Source organism: Pseudonocardia yuanmonensis, assembly GCF_039542425.1.
In the GTDB taxonomy this organism is placed as follows: Bacteria; Actinomycetota; Actinomycetes; order Mycobacteriales; family Pseudonocardiaceae; genus Pseudonocardia; species Pseudonocardia yuanmonensis.
This window is the reverse complement of the sequence record NZ_BAABIC010000008.1, coordinates 53,114-74,280: the sequence shown is the minus strand read 5'-3', so window position 1 is coordinate 74,280 and position 21,167 is coordinate 53,114. Positions and strand designations below refer to the sequence as shown.

23 protein-coding genes are annotated in these 21,167 nt (G+C 74.9%); 11 read left to right on the top strand and 12 right to left on the bottom strand.

What is annotated here, in order from left to right; translation table 11 throughout:
• Window positions 1-107 precede the first annotated feature (107 nt).
• Window positions 108-533 carry a nuclear transport factor 2 family protein gene (locus ABD990_RS13705; RefSeq protein ID WP_345380847.1) on the top strand — a complete coding sequence of 142 codons (426 nt, stop codon included), beginning with the start codon at window positions 108-110 and terminating at the stop codon, window positions 531-533.
• Between the two features lie 10 nt (window positions 534-543).
• Here ABD990_RS13705 and ABD990_RS13700 read toward each other — a convergent pair whose 3' ends face one another.
• The 6 genes from ABD990_RS13700 to ABD990_RS13675 form a co-directional block, all read right to left on the bottom strand.
• Complete coding sequence (locus tag ABD990_RS13700; protein WP_345380846.1) at window positions 544-1,779, bottom strand: acyl-CoA dehydrogenase family protein; 1,236 nt, start codon at window positions 1,777-1,779, stop codon at window positions 544-546.
• Window positions 1,780-1,856: 77 nt separating this feature from the next.
• Window positions 1,857-2,834: an AraC-like ligand-binding domain-containing protein gene (locus ABD990_RS13695; protein ID WP_345380845.1), complete on the bottom strand. Its 978-nt coding sequence runs from the start codon at window positions 2,832-2,834 to the stop codon at window positions 1,857-1,859.
• Between the two features lie 89 nt (window positions 2,835-2,923).
• Window positions 2,924-3,124, bottom strand: a complete 201-nt coding sequence (locus ABD990_RS13690; protein ID WP_345380844.1) for a ferredoxin — start codon at window positions 3,122-3,124, stop codon at window positions 2,924-2,926.
• Window positions 3,121-3,804 carry a TetR/AcrR family transcriptional regulator gene (locus tag ABD990_RS13685; RefSeq protein WP_345380843.1) on the bottom strand — a complete coding sequence of 228 codons (684 nt, stop codon included), beginning with the start codon at window positions 3,802-3,804 and terminating at the stop codon, window positions 3,121-3,123. The genes ABD990_RS13690 and ABD990_RS13685 overlap by 4 nt, the downstream gene beginning before the upstream one ends.
• A complete protein-coding gene (locus ABD990_RS13680) occupies window positions 3,801-5,009 on the bottom strand; it encodes a cytochrome P450 (RefSeq protein WP_345380842.1) in 1,209 nt (402 codons plus the stop codon). The genes ABD990_RS13685 and ABD990_RS13680 overlap by 4 nt, the downstream gene beginning before the upstream one ends.
• A 144-nt stretch (window positions 5,010-5,153) precedes the next feature.
• Window positions 5,154-5,999 (bottom strand): class II aldolase/adducin family protein, encoded by an 846-nt coding sequence (locus ABD990_RS13675; RefSeq protein ID WP_345380841.1) that lies wholly within the window; start codon window positions 5,997-5,999, stop codon window positions 5,154-5,156.
• A 195-nt stretch (window positions 6,000-6,194) separates the two neighbouring features.
• Between ABD990_RS13675 and ABD990_RS13670 the strand changes: the two genes are divergently transcribed.
• From ABD990_RS13670 to ABD990_RS13655, 4 genes are all read left to right on the top strand, one after another.
• Complete coding sequence (locus ABD990_RS13670; protein ID WP_345380840.1) at window positions 6,195-7,610, top strand: phytoene desaturase family protein; 1,416 nt, start codon at window positions 6,195-6,197, stop codon at window positions 7,608-7,610.
• A 132-nt stretch (window positions 7,611-7,742) separates the two neighbouring features.
• On the top strand, window positions 7,743-8,063 hold the full coding sequence (locus ABD990_RS13665; RefSeq protein WP_345380839.1) for a hypothetical protein: 321 nt from the start codon (window positions 7,743-7,745) through the stop codon (window positions 8,061-8,063).
• Complete coding sequence (locus ABD990_RS13660) at window positions 8,057-8,875, top strand: HTTM domain-containing protein (protein ID WP_345380838.1); 819 nt, start codon at window positions 8,057-8,059, stop codon at window positions 8,873-8,875. Before ABD990_RS13665 ends, ABD990_RS13660 begins: the two co-directional genes overlap by 7 nt.
• A gap of 41 nt (window positions 8,876-8,916) precedes the next feature.
• On the top strand, window positions 8,917-9,402 hold the full coding sequence (locus ABD990_RS13655; RefSeq protein WP_345380837.1) for a DUF3592 domain-containing protein: 486 nt from the start codon (window positions 8,917-8,919) through the stop codon (window positions 9,400-9,402).
• A gap of 64 nt (window positions 9,403-9,466) precedes the next feature.
• Here ABD990_RS13655 and ABD990_RS13650 read toward each other — a convergent pair whose 3' ends face one another.
• Window positions 9,467-10,408 (bottom strand): NAD(P)H-dependent flavin oxidoreductase, encoded by a 942-nt coding sequence (locus ABD990_RS13650; RefSeq protein WP_345380836.1) that lies wholly within the window; start codon window positions 10,406-10,408, stop codon window positions 9,467-9,469.
• Between the two features lie 73 nt (window positions 10,409-10,481).
• On the opposite strand from ABD990_RS13650, the gene ABD990_RS13645 reads away from it, so the two are divergent.
• Complete coding sequence (locus ABD990_RS13645) at window positions 10,482-10,706, top strand: RNA-binding S4 domain-containing protein (RefSeq protein WP_345380835.1); 225 nt, start codon at window positions 10,482-10,484, stop codon at window positions 10,704-10,706.
• Window positions 10,707-10,710: 4 nt separating this feature from the next.
• On the opposite strand, the gene ABD990_RS13640 is transcribed toward ABD990_RS13645, so the two are convergent.
• Both ABD990_RS13640 and ABD990_RS13635 read right to left on the bottom strand, forming a co-directional pair.
• Window positions 10,711-12,840 carry an acyltransferase family protein gene (locus tag ABD990_RS13640; protein ID WP_345380834.1) on the bottom strand — a complete coding sequence of 710 codons (2,130 nt, stop codon included), beginning with the start codon at window positions 12,838-12,840 and terminating at the stop codon, window positions 10,711-10,713.
• A 256-nt stretch (window positions 12,841-13,096) separates the two neighbouring features.
• A complete protein-coding gene (locus ABD990_RS13635; RefSeq protein WP_345380833.1) occupies window positions 13,097-13,954 on the bottom strand; it encodes a transglycosylase SLT domain-containing protein in 858 nt (285 codons plus the stop codon).
• A 323-nt stretch (window positions 13,955-14,277) separates the two neighbouring features.
• On the opposite strand from ABD990_RS13635, the gene soxR reads away from it, so the two are divergent.
• On the top strand, window positions 14,278-14,742 hold the full coding sequence (gene soxR / locus ABD990_RS13630; protein ID WP_345380832.1) for a redox-sensitive transcriptional activator SoxR: 465 nt from the start codon (window positions 14,278-14,280) through the stop codon (window positions 14,740-14,742).
• 163 nt (window positions 14,743-14,905) lie between these two features.
• Here the strand turns inward: soxR and ABD990_RS13625 are convergent, their stop codons facing one another.
• Window positions 14,906-16,360 carry an AMP-binding protein gene (locus ABD990_RS13625; RefSeq protein ID WP_345380831.1) on the bottom strand — a complete coding sequence of 485 codons (1,455 nt, stop codon included), beginning with the start codon at window positions 16,358-16,360 and terminating at the stop codon, window positions 14,906-14,908.
• 117 nt (window positions 16,361-16,477) lie between these two features.
• Between ABD990_RS13625 and ABD990_RS13620 the strand changes: the two genes are divergently transcribed.
• On the top strand, window positions 16,478-17,260 hold the full coding sequence (locus tag ABD990_RS13620) for a hypothetical protein (RefSeq protein WP_345380830.1): 783 nt from the start codon (window positions 16,478-16,480) through the stop codon (window positions 17,258-17,260).
• A gap of 48 nt (window positions 17,261-17,308) precedes the next feature.
• Window positions 17,309-18,067: a tyrosine-protein phosphatase gene (locus tag ABD990_RS13615; protein ID WP_345380829.1), complete on the top strand. Its 759-nt coding sequence runs from the start codon at window positions 17,309-17,311 to the stop codon at window positions 18,065-18,067.
• Between the two features lie 9 nt (window positions 18,068-18,076).
• Here the strand turns inward: ABD990_RS13615 and ABD990_RS13610 are convergent, their stop codons facing one another.
• Entirely contained in the window at window positions 18,077-18,469 is a 393-nt protein-coding gene (locus ABD990_RS13610) for a hypothetical protein (RefSeq protein ID WP_345380828.1), read from the bottom strand.
• A gap of 11 nt (window positions 18,470-18,480) precedes the next feature.
• Window positions 18,481-18,723 carry a ribbon-helix-helix domain-containing protein gene (locus ABD990_RS13605; protein WP_232871335.1) on the bottom strand — a complete coding sequence of 81 codons (243 nt, stop codon included), beginning with the start codon at window positions 18,721-18,723 and terminating at the stop codon, window positions 18,481-18,483.
• A gap of 172 nt (window positions 18,724-18,895) precedes the next feature.
• Between ABD990_RS13605 and ABD990_RS13600 the strand changes: the two genes are divergently transcribed.
• Together ABD990_RS13600 and ABD990_RS13595 are read left to right on the top strand one after the other, a co-directional pair.
• The gene (locus ABD990_RS13600) at window positions 18,896-20,065 is read left to right on the top strand and encodes an acyl-CoA dehydrogenase family protein (protein ID WP_345380827.1); all 1,170 of its coding nucleotides are present in this window, start codon (window positions 18,896-18,898) and stop codon (window positions 20,063-20,065) included.
• A 9-nt stretch (window positions 20,066-20,074) separates the two neighbouring features.
• Window positions 20,075-21,079 (top strand): acyl-CoA dehydrogenase family protein, encoded by a 1,005-nt coding sequence (locus ABD990_RS13595; protein ID WP_345380826.1) that lies wholly within the window; start codon window positions 20,075-20,077, stop codon window positions 21,077-21,079.
• The last annotated feature ends 88 nt before the right edge of the window (window positions 21,080-21,167 follow it).

Sequence of the window (21,167 nt, the reverse complement as noted above, 5' to 3'; positions counted from 1 at the left end):
CGTGTCGCAGTCTGAGACCACCGCCGGCCCGGGGTCTGGTTCGACGGGCGGTGCTCCGGCATGCTGCCGACGTCCCGGTCCGGAGCTCGAAGAAGGGTGGTGTCGCGGTGGGCGACCAGCAGGAGGCGGACAAGGACCTCGTCCGTGTGGCGTTCGAGGAGTGGGCGGCCGGCACGGGCGGGCCCTTCGCCCTGCTCGCCGACGACGCCACATGGACGATCACCGGCAACAGCCCGGTCTCGCGCACCTACCGGAGCCGACAGGAGTTCCTGGACGTGGTCATCGACCCGTTCAACGCCCGGATGTCCGAGCGGCTCGTGCCGAGCGTGCGGGGCCTGTTCGCCGACGGGGACTGGGTGATCGCGCTCTTCGACGCGCACGCCACCGCGCGGGACGGCACGCCCTACGACAACACCTACAGCTGGTACATGCGGCTGGCGGGAGAGGACGGGGACAGGCGGATCGTCGAGGTGATCGCCTTCTTCGACACCATCGAGTTCACCGACTTCTGGAAGCGGGTCGAGCCGGCCTGACCCCCGCCCGTCACTCCATTCCCGAGGTGGCGAGCGGGTCGTACCCCGGCGTGCGCAGGAGGGCCTGCAGCTGCCGGCGCCGGACGCCGGTGTTCGACCCCTCGATCACCGGGTAGGCCAGGGCCTCGTTCAGGTACCGGAGCAGCGGGAACGCCGTGTCGTAGGCGGACACGCCGACCACCTTGACCAGCTCCGTGACCACGTCGACCGCGGTCTCGGAGCCGAACACCTTGGCGTGCAGCGCCCACTCGAGCCCGTGCGGGTCCTGGGCCAGCACGGCGTCGAGGGCCCGCCAGGACAGGAGCCGGACGGCCTCGATCCGCCCCTTGGCGTCCGCCAGCACGTCCGCGACGGACTGGTGCTCGATGATCGGCACCGCGCCGCCGCGCTTCTCGGTGGTGGCGAACCGCAGGGCGGTCTCGAACGCCCCGCGCATCGCCGCGACGGCGAAGGTGCCGATGGACGCCCCGCTGCCGACGAAGGCGTTGCGGCACAGCTCCACGCCCTGGCCCTCCCGGCCCAGGAGGTTCGCGCGGGGTACCCGGAGGTCGACGAGCCGGACGGTCGCCGTGAGACAGCCCCGCAGGGCCGGCAGGTCGTGGTACTCCTCGACCTCGACGTGCCCGGCCAGGTGCTCCCGCTCGGCGACGATCAGCGAGATGCCGCCGGGCGCGCGGCAGACGATCGTCATGAGGTCCGGCCCGTCGCCGTCCCAGCCCGGCAGGTGCGACGCCCACGCCTTGCGCCCGTTGATCACGTAGTCGTCCCCGTCGGGGACGGCGGTGGTGCGGGTGCCCTCGGCGGGTGGCGGCGCGTCGAAGTTGGCGCTGCCACCGGGCTCGGAGTACGCCATGGCGGCCAGTGGCGCGCCGGAGTCGGCGAGGAACGGGGCGACGAAGCGCGTGACCTGCTCCGGGGTGCCGACCTCGTAGACGGGCACGAGGGCGATCAGGGGCCCGGCCATCGAGATGACGAAGTCGGGGCTGTGGGCCGCCCACTCCTCGATCAGGATCGCCGCGTCGACGCCGCCGCCCGCGGTCCCGCCGAAGGGCGCCGGGATCAGGCCCTTCAGGAAGCCGGCCGCGACCGCCTTCTCGAAGGCGGGGCGGGCGAGCGCGGCGCGGCGGACCGGGTCGGGTTCGGCGCGCACGGCCTCGGCCAGGTCGCGCAGGTTCGCCTCGGCGAAGTGCCGCGCGGCGTGCTTGAGCCGGATCTGCTCGGGCGAGAGGGAGAACGAGACGGACACCGGGGACCTCCGTCGTCGGTGCCGGACGGCGTCCGGCGGAGAGCCTCAGGCTCCCGGCGCACGGCGCCGCCGTCTCGTCATTCCGTGCGCGGCAGCCGTGCAGTTCGTGCGGTTCGTGCAGGTGGTGCGGGCCGTCGGGCGGCCTCCCGGAGCTCGGTCGGCGCGCAGCCGAACGCGCGGCGGAAGGCCCGGCTGAACGAGGCCGGGTCGAGGAAGCCGACCGAGGCCGCGATCCCGGTGACGGTCCGGGTGTCGGCGGGGTCGGCGAGCAGCGCGGCGGCCCGCTCCAGCCGCAGCCGGCGGACGGTGGCGGCGAAGGTCCCGTCGGCGTCGGCGAAGGCGGCGTGGAGGGTCCGCGGGGAGATCGCGAACCGGCGGCAGACGGCGGCCACGGACAACGACGGGTCGCCCAGCCGGCCGTGCACGTACCGCAGGACCGCGGCCCGCAGCGCCTCGACGGGCGGCGTCTCGGGGGCGGGGTCGGCGGCGGCCGTGACGGCGGCGGCGAGGGCGTGCTCGAGGTCGGCGGCGGCCAGCGGGCCGGTCGTGTCGTCCACCTCCCACAACGCCCCGATCATGGCGCGCACCACCCCGCCCGCCCCGTCGCCCTCCCAGCGCCCGCCGAGCCGGGGCCGCAGCCGGCGACCGTCGAGCAGGTCGTGGGGAAGGCGGTAGGAGACCATCCGCCAGGGGGCGTCGAAGTCGAACCGGTACGGCTCGGTCGTGTCGACGACGGTGAACTCCCCGGGCCCGACGACCGCGTCGGCCCCGCCCTGCCGGACCCGGCACCGGCCCGCGACCTGCAGGTTCACGAAGTAGAAGGCCCCGTCGGTGCGGGCGACCTCGGCCGGCCCGTGCAGCGTCGCCTGCGGCTGCGAGGCGATGTGCGCACGGACGATCCGCAGCAGCGGCCGCGTCTCGACGCGGGCGGCGAAGCCGGGGCCGGCCGCGGCCTCCCGGCGCGGGGTCAGCGGCACGAAAGCCCGGCAGATGACCTCGTGCCAGTACCCGAACTGCTCGCGCTCCGGCCGGGCGGCGACGTCCCACACCGTCATCCGCCGACCTCCCCGCGGCCCGTGGGCGGCGGTGGTCGCCGCCCACGGGCATGGTCGCGGCGGTGTCGCCGCCGGTCAACCGGCTGTGCTCAGGAGCCCTCGTCGACCGTGATCGCCGCGGCGGGGCAGACGTCGGCGGCCTCCCGCACCGCGGTGTGCAGGGCGGCGTCGGGCTCGGCCTCGAGGAGCACCACGATGCCGTCGTCCTCGCGCTGGTCGAACACGTCCGGCGCGAGCATCACGCACTGCCCGGCGCCGCAGCAGCGGTCCTCGTCGACGGTCACCTTCACGCTCGGTCTCCTTCCGTGGCGGCGGGCGCGGCGGCTCGTGCGAGCCAGAGGCCGACGATCGCGTCGACCAGGCCGGTGGCGGTCGCGTCCCAGCTGGTCCGCGGGGTGGGCGCGGCCTCGGCGAGGGCGCGCTCGCGTTCGGCGCACACGTGCACCATCAGCAGGCGGGTCATGTCGCCGCGCTCGAGGCGGACCTCGGCGGGCAGGTCGGGCAGGCAGCGGTTGAGCCCCTCGGCCGTCGCGAGCAGCGCCGGCGAGCCCAGCGACTCCTGCGTGACGATCTCGCGGTAGGCGGGCTCGGTCGTGAGCTGCGCGTGGAACCGGGCGAACCACGTGGGCGCACCGAGGGCGTCGAGGTACCCGGTCAGCGGGCGGACCAGGCAGTCGACCCAGTCCCGGACGTCCGACGAGCCCTCGGTGGCGGCGAGCGCCTCGGCCCGCAGCCCCTCGATCCGCGAGGTGTGCCGGCGCACCACCGCCCGGACCAGGTCCTCCTTCGCGCCGAAGTGGTAGCCGACGACGGCGGTGTTGCCCTGCCCGGCCGCCTCGCCGATCTGCCGGTTCGACACCGCCAGCACGCCGCGCTCGGCGAAGAGCCGCTCGGCCGCGTCGAGGATGAGCGCCCTGGTCGCCTCGGCGCGGCTCGTCCGGGGTGAGGTCACGGCCGGGTCGCCCGTCACCAGCGCACCGGGAGCTCGCGGAGCCCGCCGACGGCCAGGCCCTCGACCCGCTGCAGCTCTTCGACCGGGACGGCGAGCTCGAGCCCGGGCAGCCGGCGCAGCAGCACCTCCAGGGTGACCTGCAGCTCGGTGCGGGCGAGCGCCTGGCCGAGGCAGGAGTGCGGGCCGGAGCCGAAGCTCAGGTGCGGGTTCGGGGAGCGGGTCAGGTCCATCTCCTCGGCGCCGTCGAACGCCTGCGCGTCGCGGTTCGCGGCGCCCATGCTGCACATGACGGTGGTGCCGGCGGGCAGCGCGGCGCTCGCGAGCTCGACGTCCTCGGCGATGTAGCGGGGCATGCCGATGCCGGGGTTGGCGTCGAAGCGCAGCGACTCCTCGACGGCGGTGCGCACCAGCGACGGGTCGGCGAGCAGCTGCTCCCAGCGGCTGCGGTCCGCGAGCAGCATCGCGACCATCTTGCTGATCATGTTGGCGGTGGTCTCGTGCCCGGCGACGAGCAGGCCCTGGCCGGTGCCGACGAGCTGCGCGTCGGTCAGCAGCGTGCCGTCCGCCGTGGGCTCGGTGGTCAGCTCGCTGAGCAGGTCGTCGCCGGGCTGCGCGCGCTTGGCCCGGACGTGGGCCTGCATGTAGCCGAGGAACTCGGACTGCGCCGCGACGATCTCCTCCCGGGTGTAGCGGGTGAGGTTGAGCAGCGTGTCCGACCAGTAGGAGAACTTGTCGCGGTCGGAGTCCGGCACGCCGAGCATCGTGCAGATGACCCAGACGGGCAGCGGGAAGCCGAGCGCCGCCTTGAGGTCCGCCGGCTGACCGTGGGCCTGCATGTCGTCGATCAGCGAGTCCGCCATCGCCTCGATCCGCGGCCGGAGCGCCGCCATCCGTCTGGCGGTGAACCAGCGCATGACCAGGCGCCGCCACTGCTGGTGGGCCGGGCCGGTCTGCGGGAGCACGCTCGCCATGTCGCTGTCGAACACGCCGCCGGAGTCCGAGATCCGCGCGCCCTGCCCGCCGCCGACGCGGGGGAAGCGGGGATCGGAGAGCACCTGCTTGACGTCGTCGTAGCGGGTGAGCAGCTGCGCGTGGTCGCCGCTGGGCAGGGTCACCGTGGCGACGGGGCACCGGTCGCGCAGCTCGGCCCACTCCTTCGGCGGGTCGAGCGGGTCGGGTGCGGGCAGCGGGTAGTGCAGCTCGCCGGAGTCGGGGAGGGGCACGGCGTCCTTCCGGTGGTGGGCGGTCGGGCTCTCCGGCCACTCTAAATCAACCGCTTGATTCGGTTCACCACGGTGAAGGTCACGCCCGGAGCGGGAACCCCGGCGCGCCGGGGTTCCCGCCGGTCGGTCGTCAGGTGCCCGGCGTCAGTCGAACAGGTCCGGGTCCGTCCGCACGACCTCGTCCCACAGCGGCTGGAAGGCGAACCAGCCGGCGTAGTGCCCGCCGGTCTGCTCGCGGGTGAACCGCGCGTTCGCCGGGTCGACCAGCGTCGGCGTGCCGGCCGCCTCGGCCAGCAGCTGGGCCTGGCAGTTGCGCTCGGTGCTGACGAACCACCACGCCGCCTCGGCGACCGTGTGCCCGACGGTGAAGATCCCGTGGTTGCGGTGGAAGCACATGGCGTTGTCGCCGAGGCCCTCGGCGAGCAGCCGACCCGCCTCCTCGTCGACGACGACCGCGCCCGCGCCCTCGGTGACCACCGTGTGGTTCTCGTACAGCGCGCAGGCGTCCTGCGTGATCGGGTCGAGCGGCCGGCCGAGCGAGGACCACGCCTTCCCGTACACGGAGTGCGCGTGGCAGGCCGCGACCACGTCCGGCCGGGCCTTGTGCACCGCCGAGTGGATCACGAACCCGGCGCGGTTGACCGGCTTGTCGCCGTACCGGACGGCCCCGGTGTGGTCGACGAGGATCAGGTCGGAGACGCGGATGTGCCGGAAGGACATGCCGAAGGGGTTGACCCAGAACATGTCCGGGTGCTCCGGGTCGCGCACCGTGATGTGCCCGGCCACGCCCTCGCCGAAGCCGAACCGGCCGAAGATCCGGAACGCGCCGGCGAGCTGCTGCTTGCGGTGCAGCCGCTCCTCCTCGACGGTCGCGAACACGGGTGGGCGCGGCAGGGAGATGCCCTTCTGCGCGGGCTCGAAGGAGGGCATCCCGCCCTCGGCGGTCGGGGCGGCGGCGGAGGTGGGTGCGGACGTCGTCGGTGCAACCATCCTCCGACGGTGCGCCTCGCCGCCCCGCACGTCAACGGTCGGATGAGGCGGGTGCATCGTCCGGCCGGGTCGTCGGTGGGGTCGTCGGTGGAGGATCGGTGGCGGGAGGTCGCGACCGGGCGGGGCGGCCGGGGCGGACGGCAGGTCCGGACGGCGGGTCCGGACGGTTGATCGCCGGGCGTTAGGGTCGCGGCCGTGAGCAGCGCGGTCGTGGTCGGGAGCGGCCCCAACGGGCTCACCGCGGCGGCGCTGCTGGCGCGCGCGGGCGTCGACGTCACCGTCCTGGAGGCGGCCGCGGAGATCGGCGGCGGCACCCGCACGGGCGAGGCGATCCTGCCCGGCCTGCTGCACGACCACTGCTCGGCGGTGCACCCGATGGCCGTCGGCTCCCCGGCCCTGCAGGACCTTCGGCTGGACGAGTACGGCCTCGAGTGGCGGTGGCCGGAGATCGACTGCGTGCACCCGCTCGACGACGGCCCGGCCGGCGTGCTGCACCGCTCGGTCGAGGAGACGGCCCGGGGGCTGGGCCGCGACGGCCGCCGCTGGTCTGCGTTGCTCGCCCGCCCCGCCGCCCGCTACGACGCCCTGGCCGAGGACGTCCTCGGCCCGCTGCTGCGGGTCCCGGCGCACCCCCTCGCTCTCGCCCGGTTCGGCCTGCCCACCCTGCTGCCGGCCACGGTCCTGGCCCGCGCCTTCGCCACGCCCCAGGCCCGGGCGCTGTTCGCCGGGGTCGCCGCGCACGCGTTCCACCCGCTGGAGCGGCCGCTGACCTCCGCGATCGGCCTCGGCATCCTCACGGCGGGGCACCGGCACGGGTGGGCGGTCGCGGCCGGCGGCTCCCGGGCGATCTCGGACGCCCTCGCCGCGGTGCTGGCCGGGTACGGCGGTCGGATCGAGACCGGCGTCCGCGTGACGTCCGCGGACCAGCTGCCGCCGGCCGACGTCGTGCTGTTCGACCTGGCCCCGGCCGCGGTCGCCGGGATCCTGGGCGACCGGCTGCCGCGGCGGGTGGCGCGGGCGTACCGCCGGTTCCGGCACGGCCCGGGGGCGTTCAAGGTCGACTTCGCGGTGGAGGGCGGGGTGCCCTGGCGCGATCCCGCGGCGGCGCGGGCGGGCACCGTGCACCTCGGCGGCCCGCTCGAGGAAGTCGCGGCCGGGGAGCGCGCGATCCACGCCGGCCGGCTGCCGGAGCGCCCGTTCGTGCTGGTCGGGCAGCAGTACCTGGCGGATCCGGGCCGGTCGGTGGGGGACGTCCACCCCGTGTGGGCCTACGCGCACGTCCCGCACGGCTTCGCCGGCGACGCCACCGAGGCGATCACCGCGCAGCTCGAGCGGTTCGCTCCCGGCTTCCGCGACCGCGTCGTCGGCACCGCCGTGCGGACCACGACCGACCTCGCCCGGTACAACCCGAACTTCGTCGGTGGCGACATCGTCACCGGGTCGACCCACGCCGCACGGCTGCTGCTCGGCCCCCGCGCCACGCTCACGCCGTACGACACGGGCGTGCCCGGCGTGTACCTCTGCTCCGCCGCGACCCCGCCGGGCGCCGGGGCACACGGCATGTGCGGGGCGCACGCCGCGGAGCGGGCGCTGCGGTACCTGGGCCGGTAGGGCCGTCCGGACGGACCGGACACGGCGACGCCGACCGGACGAGAACGACGAGTCACCGCGGACCGTGCGCCGCCGACCGCAGCACCGTCCCGCTCCCGGGGCCCGCGGCCGTCCCGGCACTACGGTCGGCCGATGAACCGTGCACTGGCGTCCCGGCTGCTGCTGGGGGTGCTGGCCCTGCAGATCGTGGTGCCGGCCGTGTCGCTCGCGACCACCTCGACGCCGCGGCACTACGCCTGGAGCATGTTCGTCGAGTCCTCCACGGACTACCGGTACGTCGGCGAGACGGCGGACGGCACGCGCGTCGAGCTGGACCCGGCCGAGGTCGGCCGGCCCTGGTCGGCGGTGCACTACGGGCCGCAGACCCCGCAGCGGCTGTGCGACCGGCATCCCGAGCTGAACGCGGTGACCCGCTTCTACGACGCCGAGCTCGAGAGCGTGCAGCCGTGCTGACGATCCCCGAGACCGTGCCGGCCCGGCCGCTCGCGGCCTACCGGATCGTGCTGGGCCTGGTCGCCGTGGTGCGCGCCCTGGCCCTCACCGCCAACCCGTATCTGGGCAACCGCCCGCGCCCGCTCTACCCGTTCCTGCCCGCGCTGCCCACCCCGGTGTGGACGGTCGTCGGGCTGGTGATGCTGGCCGCCGCCGTGCTCGTCGTGCTCGGCGTGCGGGCGCGGCCGGCCGCGGCCACCGTCGGGGTCTGCGTGCTCGTGCTGATGTGGGGCGCGGGGTACTACGGCAACGGGGCCTTCCTGCTGGCCACGATGTCCGTCCTGATCTCCTTCACCCGCTGCGACGCCGACCTCGCCCTGCGCCCGCGCCGCTACGGCGACGGAGTCTGGGCGCCGCCGGTGTACCTCATGCGCGCGCAGATCACGATCGTCTACGTCTACGCCGCCCTCGGGAAGCTCAGCCTCGACTTCCTCTCCGGCAACGGGCTGGCCTCCTGGGGGGTCGACTCGGCGCTGGCGCCGCGGTTCCTGCTGGTCCTGCCCGTGCTGGCGACGATGGCCGTGGGTGCGGTCGCGACCGAGCTGTTCGTGGCGGTGGCGCTGTGGTTCCGGCGCACCCGGCCCGTTGCGATCGCGCTCGGCCTCGCGCTGCACCTGTGCATGATCGGGTGGATCAGTGACAGCCTGATCGCGGTCGTCGAGCTGACCTGCTTCGCGGCCACCACGACCGGCGGCTACCTGCTCTTCGTCGATCGGCTGCCCCGGTTCGTCGAGCGCCGGATCCCTACCGCCCGGGAGCCCGCGGGCGCCTGAGAGTCGTTAACGCCCGCCCCCGGTTCCGACGAGGACCCGCCGTGGGCGTGGAACGGGACCGGGTGGGCGGCGCGCGCTGGTACGTCGCCCTGCTCGTGCGCGTCACCGCCCTGGTGCTGACGGCGGTCGTCGTGCACATCGCGGGCGTCGCGGCCTGGGACGACCACGTCCTCGGCCTGCGCGGCGAGCCGGACCAGGGCACCGTGGTCGCCGTCCGGCACACCCCGCCGGGCCGCGCCGACCGGGCCCTGGTCGACACCGCCCGGTTCGGCGGGTCGGCCTGGGTCACCACCCCGCGCAAGGACCTGCGGTCCGGCGAGGTCGTGGAGGTGATCGTCGACCCGCGGGACCCGGCCCGGGCGGAGCTGGCCGGCGACGGCTGGCCCTGGCGCCAGATCGTGATCCCGCTGACCGGGCTGCCGTTGATCGCCGTGTTCCTGTGGCGCTGGGGGCGCTGGCGCGATTCCGAGCCCGCCACGGACCCCGCCGCGGAGGGCGACGAACCGGTGCGCGGCGGGGCCACGTGAGCCTCCCGTGCCGCGGCACCGCGCCCGACCGCGCGGTGCCGCTGCACGATTCACCCCGCCGGCGTCAGGCGCCTTCCAGGTAGCGCTTGGCGAGGCCGCCGAGGGTCTCCTCGAACTCCACCACCGTGCGCCGGATGATCTCCGCGACCGGCTCGACCCGGTCGATCCGGCCCGCCACCTGGCCCAGCTGGGCGAGGCTCGCGTCGAGGTCACCGTCCCGGTAGAGGCCGTGGATGCTGCCGAGCAGCGCCATCGGGTCGCCCTCGGTGGTGATCTCGAAGGGCGCGGTCGCCTCGGTGCGCAGCACCCGGACCTGCTTGCCGTTGTGCTTGTTGATCAGCATGGTGTCGGTCTCGGCGGCGGCCACCACCGCGTCCTTCATGTTCCGGTGCACCGGGGACTCCTCGGTCGCCACCATCCGCGTGCCCATCTGCACGCCCTCGGCGCCGAGGGCGAACGCGGCGGCCATCGACCGGCCGTCGGCGATCCCGCCCGCGGCCACGATCGGCACCCCGACCTGGGCGGCCACCAGCGGCAGCAGCACCATTGACGACACCTCGCGGGGCGCCTTGAAGCCGGCACCCTCGCTGCCCTCGACCACCAGCCCGTCGACGCCGGCCTCGACCGCCTTCTGCGCGCCGCGCAGCGACGGGACGACGTGGAAGACGGTCAGGCCCGCCTCCTTCAGCCGCGGGGTGTGCGCGGTGGGGGAGCCCGCGGACGTCGTCACGAAGCGGACGCCCTCCTCGACGATCATGTCGACGATCGCCGGGTCCTTGACGAACGCCAGCGGCAGGTTGACGCCGAAGGGCCGCTCGGTCAGGTCGCGGGTGCGGCGGATGTCCTCGCGCACCTCGTCGATCCCGAGCGAGCCCGGGACCAGACCCATGGCGCCGGCCTCGGACACCGCGGCGACGAGCCGTGGTTTGGCGATGTAGCCCATCGGGGCCTGCAGGATGGGGACGTCGACGCCCAGCAGCTGGGTCACGCGGTTGGCGAAGGTCACGTCCGCAGGCTAAACGAACGTTCACTCAGGGCCAAGGTCTCCGGCGGAACGCCCCCGGTGCGAGGATCGCGGCATGCCACCCGCGCCGATCCTGGACGTCCCGATCGCGACCGAACCGATCCGGCTCGGGCAGTTCCTCAAGCTGTCCGGCCTCGCCGAGGACGGCGTGCACGCCCGGGAGCTGGTCGAGGCCGGCGAGGTCATGGTCGACGGCCGCACGGAGACCCGCCGCGGCGCCCAGCTGCGCCGGGGACAGGTCGTGGCGGTGCACGGCCGGCGGGCCCGGCCCGTCGGGTAGCCCGCTACCAGCCCAGGGCCTGGTGCAGCCGCTCCTCCATGACCGGCGCGAGCGAGGCCATGTACGTGGCCGAGACGTGGTTGAAGTCCATGTAGACGAGGACGTTGCCGATCTCCGCCGGACACAGCGCCACGTCGCAGAGGTGGTCGGAGAAGTCCAGGAAGGTCACGTTCGGCGGCACGTCCGGCGCCAGCTGGTACGGCGGGATCGGCCCGTACACCTCGGCGCGCGGCAGGCCGCACTCCGGGGCCCCGCGGCCGCGTTGCTGCAGGCAGTCCGGCGGGCTGACGGTCGGGTCGAAGCGCGGGTTGTCCCGCGCGGCGACCACCGGGATGCCCAGCTCGTTCATCCGCTGCCAGGCGGCGACGAACCCGGGCGGCGTGACCTCGGTGAGCCCGGCCCGGACGTCCCGGCTGGCGAGGGTGAACACGGCGTCGGGCCGCAGGTCGGCGATCTCGTCGACCACCGCGGCGTTCCAGTTCAGGCAGTCGACGTTGGCCGGGTCCACCTCGGACGCGGTGGAGAAGGGGCAGGCGCCCTTCAACAAGTCGACCAGCTCCCAGTTGTTCCGCTGCGCGACCGGGGCCAGCGCGGCGGTGTACTGCTGGGAGTGCGAGTCCCCGACCACCACGATCCGCCTCGCCGGCGGGACGGCGGGATCGGGCCGGGGCAACGTGCAGGCCTCGGCCGTGGGGTAGCGGTTCATCGGGGCGCACGCCCAGTCCTGCACCGGGTAGAAGTCGTTCGGCGCCGTGACCATCGGCGGGATCAGCTCGACGGTGGGGTCGACGTCGTCGATCGAGCCGGAGTGCACCGCCATCGCGCCCGGGTGGTCGGGGTCGCCGACGGCGGCGGTCTCCTGCGCCCGCTGCGCGGCCTCGACCTGCCAGACGCCGCCCGCGAGCAGGACCACCGCGAGCCCGGCGGCCGCGCCGCGCCAGCGGACGCGGTCGGTGAGGGGCGCGCGCCGGATCGGCTCCTCCACGAGATGGTGGGTGAGCACCGCGAGCAGGACCGAGACCGCCACGATCAGCAGCCCGCCGCCCAGCCCGACCTCCTCCTGGTCCCGGGCGACCAGGAAGAGGATCAGCACGGGCCAGTGCCACAGGTACAGCGCGTAGCTGAGGTCGCCGAGGTAGCGCGCCGGCCGGGAGGCGAGGAGGCGGTCCGCCCCGGCCCGGCTGCCCGTCCTCCCGGCGATCAGCACGAGGCACGCCGCGCCGGTCGGCCACAGCGCGGCGATGCCCGGGAACACGGCGTCGACCCGCAGGAGGGCGCCGCACGCGACCAGCCCGACGACGCCGACCCACCCGAGCACGATCCGCCAGCGGCGGGACGGCGCGATCGCGTCGATCGTCAGCGCCAGCAGGCCGCCGAGCGCGAACTCCCACACCCGGGTGAGCGAGTGGAAGTAGGCGAGCGGCTGGTCGGTGATCGTGAGCGCGACCGAGAAGGTCAGCGACGCGGCGAACAGTCCGCCGAGGGTGAGCAGGAGGTGCGCGCGCAGGCGCTCCCGGGCCTGCCCGGCGACCAGCGCCACGAGCGCGATCAGCAGCGGCCAGACGACGTAGAACTGCACCTGGATGGACAGCGACCAGAAGTGCTGGACGACGCTCTGGGTGTTGTGCCGGGCCGCGTAGTCCACCGAGTCCGCGGCGAGCTGCCAGTTCTCCAGGAAGACGGCCGAGGCGAAGAGCTCGTGCAGCGTCTGCTGCCAGCGGGCCTCGGGCAGCAGCAGGGAGCCGGCGGCCGCGCAGACGACCAGCACGGTGAAGGCGGCGGGCAGCAGTCGCGCGGCCTGGCGCGCCCACATCGGACGGAAGCGCAGCCGGGCGCGGGCGGCGGTGCGGAAGAGCTGCCCGGTGACGAGGAACCCGGAGATCACGAAGAAGACGTCGACGCCGCCGGAGACCCGGCCGAACCAGGCGTGGTACGCGACGACGAGGAGGACCGCGAGCGCGCGCAGGCCCTGCAGCTCGGGACGGAAGCGGCGGGCGCGCTCGGTGGCCGCAGCAGCGCCCGCAGCAGTGCCCGGGGCAGTGTCCGGAGTGGCTTCCGGGGTGGAGGGGAGGGGAGGGACGCGCGGGACCGGACCGGAGACGGGGTCGGTGGGGTCGGGCCGCATCGCTGTCATCCGGTCCCTCCGCTGTCGCCTCCTCCGGCCCGCCTCGTCCACCCGTCCGGTCCCGGCGGACGGTCCCGTCGGGCGTCCGGGCGGGCCCCGCGGCGGGGCGGGGGCGAGGGGAGGCGTGACCGGGCCGTCATCCCTCGTGACGATCCGGATCTTCGTACTGTAAGGCGGGCCGCCGGGACCTGCTCGGCGGACCCGGCCGTGGCACGTCGTCCCGGCGCGCCCGGGAGGTGGGTCGGCGGCCGACCCGGTGGTGGGCTCAGTAGCCCACGTAGTCGCCCGCGCTGTTGCTGCGCCCGCCGGCCTCGAGCGTGTCCACGCCGTAGTTGGCGATCATGTAGCGCACGCCCGCGGTGATGTTGGCGACCGGGTCGGTGATCGCACGGCCCGCCAGGCTGGGGTGCACGTAGGCGCGGAAGGTCGTCGGGATGACCTGCATCAGGCCCTGGGACGGGCGGCCGGCACGGGCGTTCGAGTCCCACAGGTTGATCGCCCGCGGGTTGCCGCCGGACTCGGCCATGATGACCTTCTTGACGCCCGGGGCCAGGTCCTGCGGGAGGTCGCAGATCTCGAGGGCCTGGGCGATCCAGCCGTCGAGGCCGCCGCGCGCGATCAGCGCGTCGAGCTCGGTCCTCGCGGCGGCCGCGGCGGCCTCCTTGGCCTGCTGTTCCGCGATCCGGTCGGCGATCCGGCCGGCCTTGTCCAGCGAGGCCAGCTCCGCGTCGGGGGCGGCGTCCGCAGCGGCCTCGGCCAGGTCCGGGCCGTCGACGCCCGCCACGGAGTAGGCCACCGGGCTCAGGTGCGCACCGGTGATCGCGACGTCCGCGGGGTCGACCTGCAGCGCCTCGGAGTTCGCGGCCAGCTGGGTGGCGGCCGTCGAGGTCTCTGCCGCGTCGGCGATCGCCGAACCGGCACCGGTGGACGTGACGGCCGCGAACGCGCCCGTCGACAGGACGCCGAACGCGGCGCCGACGGCCGCGGTGGTCGACGCGACGGTGCGCCGGGGAGCGCCGCGACCGGGGGCGGTCGCGCGCCTGGCGGCGTGCCGCGTGGGGACCCGGTGGGGAGCCGGGTCTCCGGTGACACGCCGGCCGCCTGGGGAGCGGTGGCCAGCCAAGGTGTTGAGCCTTTCGCCTTCTCTTCCACGTCCACGGCCCGTCGCGGGCGGACCCGGGTCGGGGGTCCCGGGGAGCCGGTCGGGGACTCCGGCTCCACCGTCCGCTCGTGATCGGACCGTGATGACTGGCGGCGACACTACGGATAGTGAACCCCCGGACACAAGACTTGGGGCTGCCTGTCACCGCTGCTCCGGGGCCGTTCGTCGCGTCGTTCAGTGGCAAGGTGTTCCGCGTCTCGTGCGACGAACGGTCACCGGCTGCGACCGGAGGCTACTGACGCGTAGGGTGGACGTGAAGTGAGCGTCAGCTCGGGGGAGGCGCCGTGCACGCGAAGGACCTGCTGACGATCGGGGAGGTCGTGGCCCGCAGCGGCTTCCCGCACTCGGCGCTGCGCTTCTACGAGCGCGAGGGGCTCGTCAGCGCCACCCGCACGTCCGGCGGTCAGCGGCGCTACGAGCGGGGCGTGCTGCGCCGGCTCGCGTTCATCCGGGCCGCCCGTTCGATCGGCATCGGGCTCGACGACGTCCGCGCCGCCCTGGACGAGCTCCCCGCCGACCACACCCCCACCAAGGCGGACTGGACGCGACTGTCCAAGACCTGGCGGGGCCGGCTCGACGAGCAGATCGACGCGCTGGTGGCCCTGCGCGACGGGCTCGACTCCTGCATCGGCTGCGGCTGCCTCTCCCTCGCCCGGTGCCGGTTGATGAACCCGGAGGACCGCGCCGCCGGCTCGGGCGACGGCGCCCGGATGCTCCCCGCCGCCCTCCGCCGCGGCCCCGCCGCCTGACGCCGCCCGCGGGCCGCGCTCAGGGCTTCCGCGGGGTCGCGCCCTGAGCTTCCGCGAGTCGCGCTGTGGGCTTCTGCGAGTCGCGCTGTGGGCTTCCGCGAGTCGGCAGGCCGGGACACCGGGTCGGCGATCCCGGGAGCGCCGGACGCCGACCCGGGGCGCGTCAGCCGGGCATCCGCTCGGCGCGGAGGGCGGAGCGGCGCACCTTGCCCGTGTCCTCCCGCAGCGGCTGGTCCACCCGCTCGATCGTCGCGGGCACCTTCTGCCGGGCCAGCCGCCCCGCGACGTGCGCGCGCAGCTCCTCGTCCGTGACGGCCGAGCCGGGGTCGAGCTGGACGATCGCGTGCACCCGCGAGCCCAGGTCGTCGTCCGGCAGCCCGATCACGCAGGACGACAGCACCGCCGGGTGGGCGTCGAGCGCGGCCTCCACCTCGGCCGGGTACACGTTGGACCCGCCGACCAGGATCATGTCGCTGCGCCGGTCGGCGAGGTAGAGGTAGCCCTCCGCGTCCATGCGGCCCATGTCGCCGAGCGACTCCCAGCCGTCGCGGGCCCGCGCGGTGGCGCCGAGGTAGCGGTAGGGCGACTCGGGCACCTTCATCCACACCTCGCCGACCTCGCCGACGGGCAGCGGCCGGCCCTCCTCGTCCCCGATCCGCATCTCGCCGGACACCACCCGGCCCACCGAGCCCGGGTGCGCGAGCCACTCCACGCCGTCGATCATGCAGCTGGCCTGCGACTCGGTGCCCGCGTACAGCTCGATGACGGTCTCGGGCCCGAACCACTCGAGGCACCCGCGCTTGACGTGCTCCGGGCACGGCGCCCCGACGTGCAGCAGGGTGCGGACCGACGAGACGTCCGCCGCCGTCCGCACCTCCTCCGGCAGCCGCAGGAGCCGCCCCATCAGCGTCGGGACCGCGTACAGCCACGTCACCCGGTGCCGGTCCACGGCCTCCAGCACCGTCGCGCCGTCGAAGTGGTCGAGCACCAGGACCGTGCCCCCGCGCAGCAGGCTGATCAGCGAGAACATGAAGGGCGCGTTGTGGTAGAGCGGCGCGGTCACGGCGAAGACCTCGCCCTCGCCCTCGAGGCGCAGCCGCTCGGCCGCCTGCGTGACGATCCCGAGCCGGCCCTCGTTGCCCGCGAGGATGATCTTCGGCCGCCCGGTGCTCCCGCCCGAGGTCGGCGCCTTCCAGCTCGGCGGCACCGCGGGCGGCAGCGGGCCCGCGTCGAGGGCGGGATCGGGCGCCCAGTCCGCGGGCAGCGACGGTCGCCCGTCCGGCGCCCGCAGCCCGACGACGACGGGCGGGTCGGCGACCTCGATCAACGCCTCCAGCTCGGCGGGCGGCAGCTTCGCCGACACCGGCTGCGGGATCGCGCCGATCTTCCAGGCTCCGACGGCCGCCGCGTAGAAGGCCGCGCCGTTCGGCAGCCCGATGGTGACCAGCGAGCCTTCGCCCGCCCCGAGCGCGGCGAACTCGCGCGCCGCCCTGCTCGACGCGGCGGCGAGCTCGGCGCGGGTGGTGGTGCCGGCGGGATGGAGCAGGGCGGTCGCGCCGGGGTCCTGCTCGGCGAGGAGGTCGATCGCGCGGCCGAGCGGCGTCTCGTCGGGGATCACCCCTCGATCCTGCGTCATCGGCGGCCCGATCCGCTCCTGTGATCCGCATGCTGGCCCCGGCCCGGGGTGGTGCTGGCCTCCCCGACGCGGCGCCCTGCCCGGCGAAGACTTCCCGGTATGCGACTCCTGCCCGCCGCCCTCTCCACCGCCGCCGTGCTCGGCGCCGTGCTCGCGACCGGCGCCTGCGGCGCCGCCTCTGCCGACCCGCGGATCGAGAGCCCGGCCGTCACGGCCGCCCCGGCGCCGCAGCAGGTCGCTGCACCGCAGGTCCCCGCTCCGCAGATCCCCGCACCACAGCAGGTTTCCCTGCCGCCCCGGGCCGCCGCCCCGCCGCGCCCGGTCTCGTCGGGCGGTGCCGCCCAGGCCCCCGTCTCCGACGCCGGCATGGACGCCGCCGCCGACGGCCTCCGCCCCTTCCTGCTCACCCCGGCGGAGATCGGCCCCGGGTTCGCGGCGGGGGAGGAGCCGCGGCCGGACCCGGCGACGCCCGCGCTGTGCGGCGGCCCGGGCGTCGTCGCGCAGTTCCCGTACGCCGTGCGGGTCGGTGCCGCCGCGGAGAGCGCGAACGGGCTGGTCCAGGAGGCCGTGAGCGTCTACGGCGACGAGGCGAGCGCCGCGGAGGCCTACCGCGCGTCCGTCGCCGGGATGTCCTGCTCCGAGGGCCACGTCGACGGCCGGCCCGCGGTGATCGCACCCGCCGAGGACCTGCGGGCGGACCTGGGCCACGACGAGGCGACCGGCTGGCGCGTCGGCGGCCAGGGCTTCGACGTCGTCTTGATCTCCGTGCGGGACGCCGAGGTGGTCATGACCTTCACCGTGCTGGCGCCGGAGGACGGCCTGGCCGCGCTCCCGGACCCGCTCTCGATCGCGCAGGCGGGCACGCGGAAGCTCCTGGGTTGAGACGCCGGTCACCCACGATCGGCGCGGAACCGCCGTTACCGTGGGTCCGTGACCGACGCCGCCGCCGTGCCGACCACTCCCACCGACCGCTGGCTGCGCTTCGAGGGCCTGAGCAACATCCGCGACGTCGGCGGCCTGCCGCTCGTCGGCGGCGGGTACACCCGCACCGGGGTGCTGCTGCGCAGCGAGTCGCTCGACCACGTGACCCCGGCCGACGTCCGGCGGCTGGTCGACGAGCTCGGGCTGCGGCTGATCCTCGACCTGCGGACCGATCGCGAGATCGCCGAGCGCGGCGAGACCGAGCTCGCCCGGGCCGGCGTCGAGACCGTGCAGTACACGTTCATCCCCGAGTCCGGGCGTGAGCTGCCCGAGGTGGGCGACGACGTCCATCCCATGGTCGCGAACTACCTCGGGTACCTGCGCGACCGCGGGCCGAACGTCGTCGGCGCCGTCCGTCGCCTCGCCACCTCGGACGGCACCGCGCTGGTGCACTGTGCCGCGGGCAAGGACCGGACGGGGACGCTGGTGGCCATGGTGCTGGACGCCGTCGGGGTCGAGCGGGAGGCCGTCGTCGAGGACTACGCGCTGTCCGCCACGAGGATCGAGGCCATGTTCCGGCGCTGGACCTCGGTGTCCGGCGAGGAGATGCCCGGGCCGGAGGAGATCGACCGGCACAGTCCGCGCGCGGTCGCGATGGAGCAGGTGCTGGCCACGCTCGACGAGCGCGACGGCGGTGCGGTGGGCTGGTTGCAGGCCAACGGCCTCACGGACGACGAGCTCACCGCCCTGCGCGACCGCCTGGTCTAGAGGGCCGGTCTAGGGAAGCTCCTCGATCGCCACCGCGCCGTCGAGCTTGCGCAGCGCGCCGGGGTCCCCGGTGACGGCGGGCCAGCCCCGGTGCCGGGCGGTGGTGACGACCTGCCCGGCCACGATGTCGTCCTGCCCCGCGGCCGCGAGCAGCAGCCCGGACTCCTGGGCCATCGCGGGCGACAGGTCGTGGATCACGGTGTTCGGCAGGCCGAGCAGGACCTGCAGGGCGGCGTGGTGCTGGGGCTCGAGCTGCGACCAGGCGCGGCCGAGTGCGGCGGAGGGCACCGCGAGCACGAGGTTCTCCTCGACGGCGGCCCACACCAGCGCGCGCATGTAGACGGGGCGACCGGTCGCGAACGCCGCGAGCGCGCTGGCGTCCAGCACTCTTCCGCCGATCATCTGCGCGCCCTTCAGCCGACGGCCACGGGAGGCACGAGCCGCAGCGACCTGCGCGCCGCGTCGAGCTCGTCCGCCGGTGGGGGACCTCCGTACAGGTCGGCCAGAGTAGCGAGCGAGCGATCACGGGTCTGCCGAGCCTGCACGGCCTCCGCCACGTACGCGGACAGGCTCGCCGCGCTCCCGTTGCGGACCGCCTCGCGTGCCTCCGCGACCAGCTCGGCCGGCAGGGTGACGGTCACCCTCTCGCTGCGCATACCGGAAGGCTACTGGGCGCATACCGACGCCGTCGACCGGAAGCCCACCCCGGACGAGGGGCACCTCGGCCGATGCAGGTTACCGACGGGTATGCCAGGCTGGGCGCCGGCGCGGGCTCCTCGTCGGGGTCCGGCGTGCCGCATCCGATCCGTACGCAGGAGGGTCTCGACGATGGACCTCACCTTCACCGCCGCCGAGGAGGAGTTCCGCAGCGAGCTGCGGTCCTGGCTCTCGGCGAACATCCCGGACGAGTGGCGCCGCCCGGGCTTCTGGGAGTCGCTGCCGGACGACGAGAGCTTCCGGCTGCGCCGCGACTGGGAGCGCGACAAGGCGCTCGCCGGCTTCGCGGGCATCCAGTGGCCGACGGAGTTCGGCGGCCGCGGCGGCACGCCCGGCATGAAGGCGATCTACGACGTCGAGATGGTGCTGGCGGACGCCCCGCGCACGGTCAACCCGCTCGGCCTGACCTTCCTCGCGCCCACCGTGATGGCGATCGGCACGGACGCGCAGAAGAAGGAGATCATCGGCCCGATGCTGCGCAACGAGGTCATCTGGTGCCAGGGCTTCTCCGAGCCCGGCGCCGGGTCGGACCTCGCCGCGCTGTCCACCCGCGGCGTCCGGGACGGCGACGACTTCGTCGTCAACGGACAGAAGGTGTGGACCACCAACGCCGTGCACGGCGACAAGATCTTCACCCTGGTCCGCACCGAGCCGGGCAGCCAGAAGCACCGCGGCATCTCCATGCTGCTCATCGACATGCACCAGCCCGGCGTCGACGCCCGGCCGCTGAAGCAGATGTCCGGCGCGAGCGAGTTCGGCGAGGTCTTCTTCGACGACGCCCGGGTCCCGGCCACGGACGTCCTCGGGGAGATCGGCGAGGGCTGGCGGACCGCGATGCTGCTGCTGTCCTTCGAGCGCGGCGCCTCGGGCATCTCGCAGTACACCGAGTTCCGCCGGCAGTACGACGAGATCGCCGCGGTCGCGAAGAAGCTGGGCCGCGACACGGACCCGGTGGTCCGCAACAAGCTCGCCCGGGTGCTCACCGAGCTGGAGTGTCTGCGGCTGCACTCCATGCACGTGCTCACCCGGACCGAGCGCGGCCGCGACCTCGGCTTCGAGGCGTCGATGACCAAGCTGCAGTGGTCGGAGGCCTTCCAGGACCTCTGGGAGGTCTACGACGAGGTCCTCGGCGAGGACGACACCCTCGAGGAGCTGGGCGACCTCGACCTGCGCCCGCTCAACGCGCAGGCGATGTGGTCCCGGTCGGTCACCATCTGGGGCGGCTCGTCCCAGGTCCAGCGCAACGTCACCGCCGAGCGCGTGCTCGGCCTGCCGCGGTAGGAGGCCGGCATGTTCTTCGCCCTCACCGAGGACCAGCAGGAGTTCGGCGCGGCGGTCACGACCTACCTCGCGGAGCGGTTCGACATGGAAGCCGTCCGCCGCGTCTTCGAGGACGCCGACGGCGACGGCAACCCCGAGTCGCTGTGGAAGGCCGCCGCCGAGCAGGGCTGGCTCGCCGTCACCGTCCCCGAGGAGCACGACGGGCTGGGCCTCGGGCTGGTCGAGGCGCAGGTCATCGCGCGGGCCCTGGGCGCCGGTGTCGCACCGGGCCCGTGGCGCGGGACCGTGCTCGCCGCCGAGGCGATCCGGCTCGCCGGCTCGGACGAGCAGAAGGCCGCCTGGCTGCCGCGGCTGGCCTCGGGCGACGCGGTCGGCGCCGTCGGGCTGCGCGGCGCGGCCCCGGGCGTCGTCCCCGCCGTGGAGTACGGGGTGATCGCCGACGTCGTCGTGGTCCGGACCCCCGACGGGCTCGGCCTGGCCACCGGCGCGCAGGCGACCCCGGTCGGGTCCTACGACCGGACCACGCGGCTGGCCACGCTGAACGTCGCGGACGTGGAGCCGCTGCCCGGGGACGCCGGCGCCCAGCTCGCCGCCCGGGCCACCGTGCTCGTCGCCGCCGACCTCGTCGGGATCGCGCGCGAGGCGCTGAGCCGGACGGTCGCCTACGACCGCGAGCGCGAGCAGTTCGGCGTGCCGGTCGGCTCCTTCCAGGCGCTCAAGCACGCGCTGGCGGACATCCACGTCGGCGTCACGATGGCCGAGCACGCCTCGCTCTACGCCGCGCACGCCGTCGACGTCGGGCTCGACGACGCGGAGCTCGCCGTCGCGGTCGCCAAGGCCAAGGCGAGCGAGGTGGCCCTGCAGTCGACCGCCGCGATGATCCAGTACCACGGCGGCATCGGCTACACCTGGGAGCACGAGGCGCACTTCTTCTACAAGCGCGCCAAGCGGCTCGCCGGGCTGTACGGCGGGGTCGACCAGCAGCGCGAGAAGATCGCCGCGTTGACGCTCTGATCCGCCCGCGGCATCGTAGGTCGGATCCGCCGGAGCGGCCGTCCGGTCTCCACCCGGGTCCTCGTCGGACGGTCGGCGCCGCCACCCG

Coding starts and splice junctions, on each gene's coding strand:
- ABD990_RS13695 (WP_345380845.1), bottom strand. CDS start 2,834: ATGACGGTGTGGGACGTCGCCGCCCGGCCGGAGCGCGAGCAGTTCGGG.
- ABD990_RS13675 (WP_345380841.1), bottom strand. CDS start 5,999: ATGGTTGCACCGACGACGTCCGCACCCACCTCCGCCGCCGCCCCGACC.
- ABD990_RS13665 (WP_345380839.1), top strand. CDS start 7,743: ATGAACCGTGCACTGGCGTCCCGGCTGCTGCTGGGGGTGCTGGCCCTG.
- ABD990_RS13645 (WP_345380835.1), top strand. CDS start 10,482: ATGCCACCCGCGCCGATCCTGGACGTCCCGATCGCGACCGAACCGATC.
- ABD990_RS13640 (WP_345380834.1), bottom strand. CDS start 12,840: ATGACAGCGATGCGGCCCGACCCCACCGACCCCGTCTCCGGTCCGGTC.
- ABD990_RS13620 (WP_345380830.1), top strand. CDS start 16,478: ATGCGACTCCTGCCCGCCGCCCTCTCCACCGCCGCCGTGCTCGGCGCC.
- ABD990_RS13610 (WP_345380828.1), bottom strand. CDS start 18,469: ATGATCGGCGGAAGAGTGCTGGACGCCAGCGCGCTCGCGGCGTTCGCG.
- ABD990_RS13605 (WP_232871335.1), bottom strand. CDS start 18,723: ATGCGCAGCGAGAGGGTGACCGTCACCCTGCCGGCCGAGCTGGTCGCG.
- ABD990_RS13600 (WP_345380827.1), top strand. CDS start 18,896: ATGGACCTCACCTTCACCGCCGCCGAGGAGGAGTTCCGCAGCGAGCTG.
- ABD990_RS13595 (WP_345380826.1), top strand. CDS start 20,075: ATGTTCTTCGCCCTCACCGAGGACCAGCAGGAGTTCGGCGCGGCGGTC.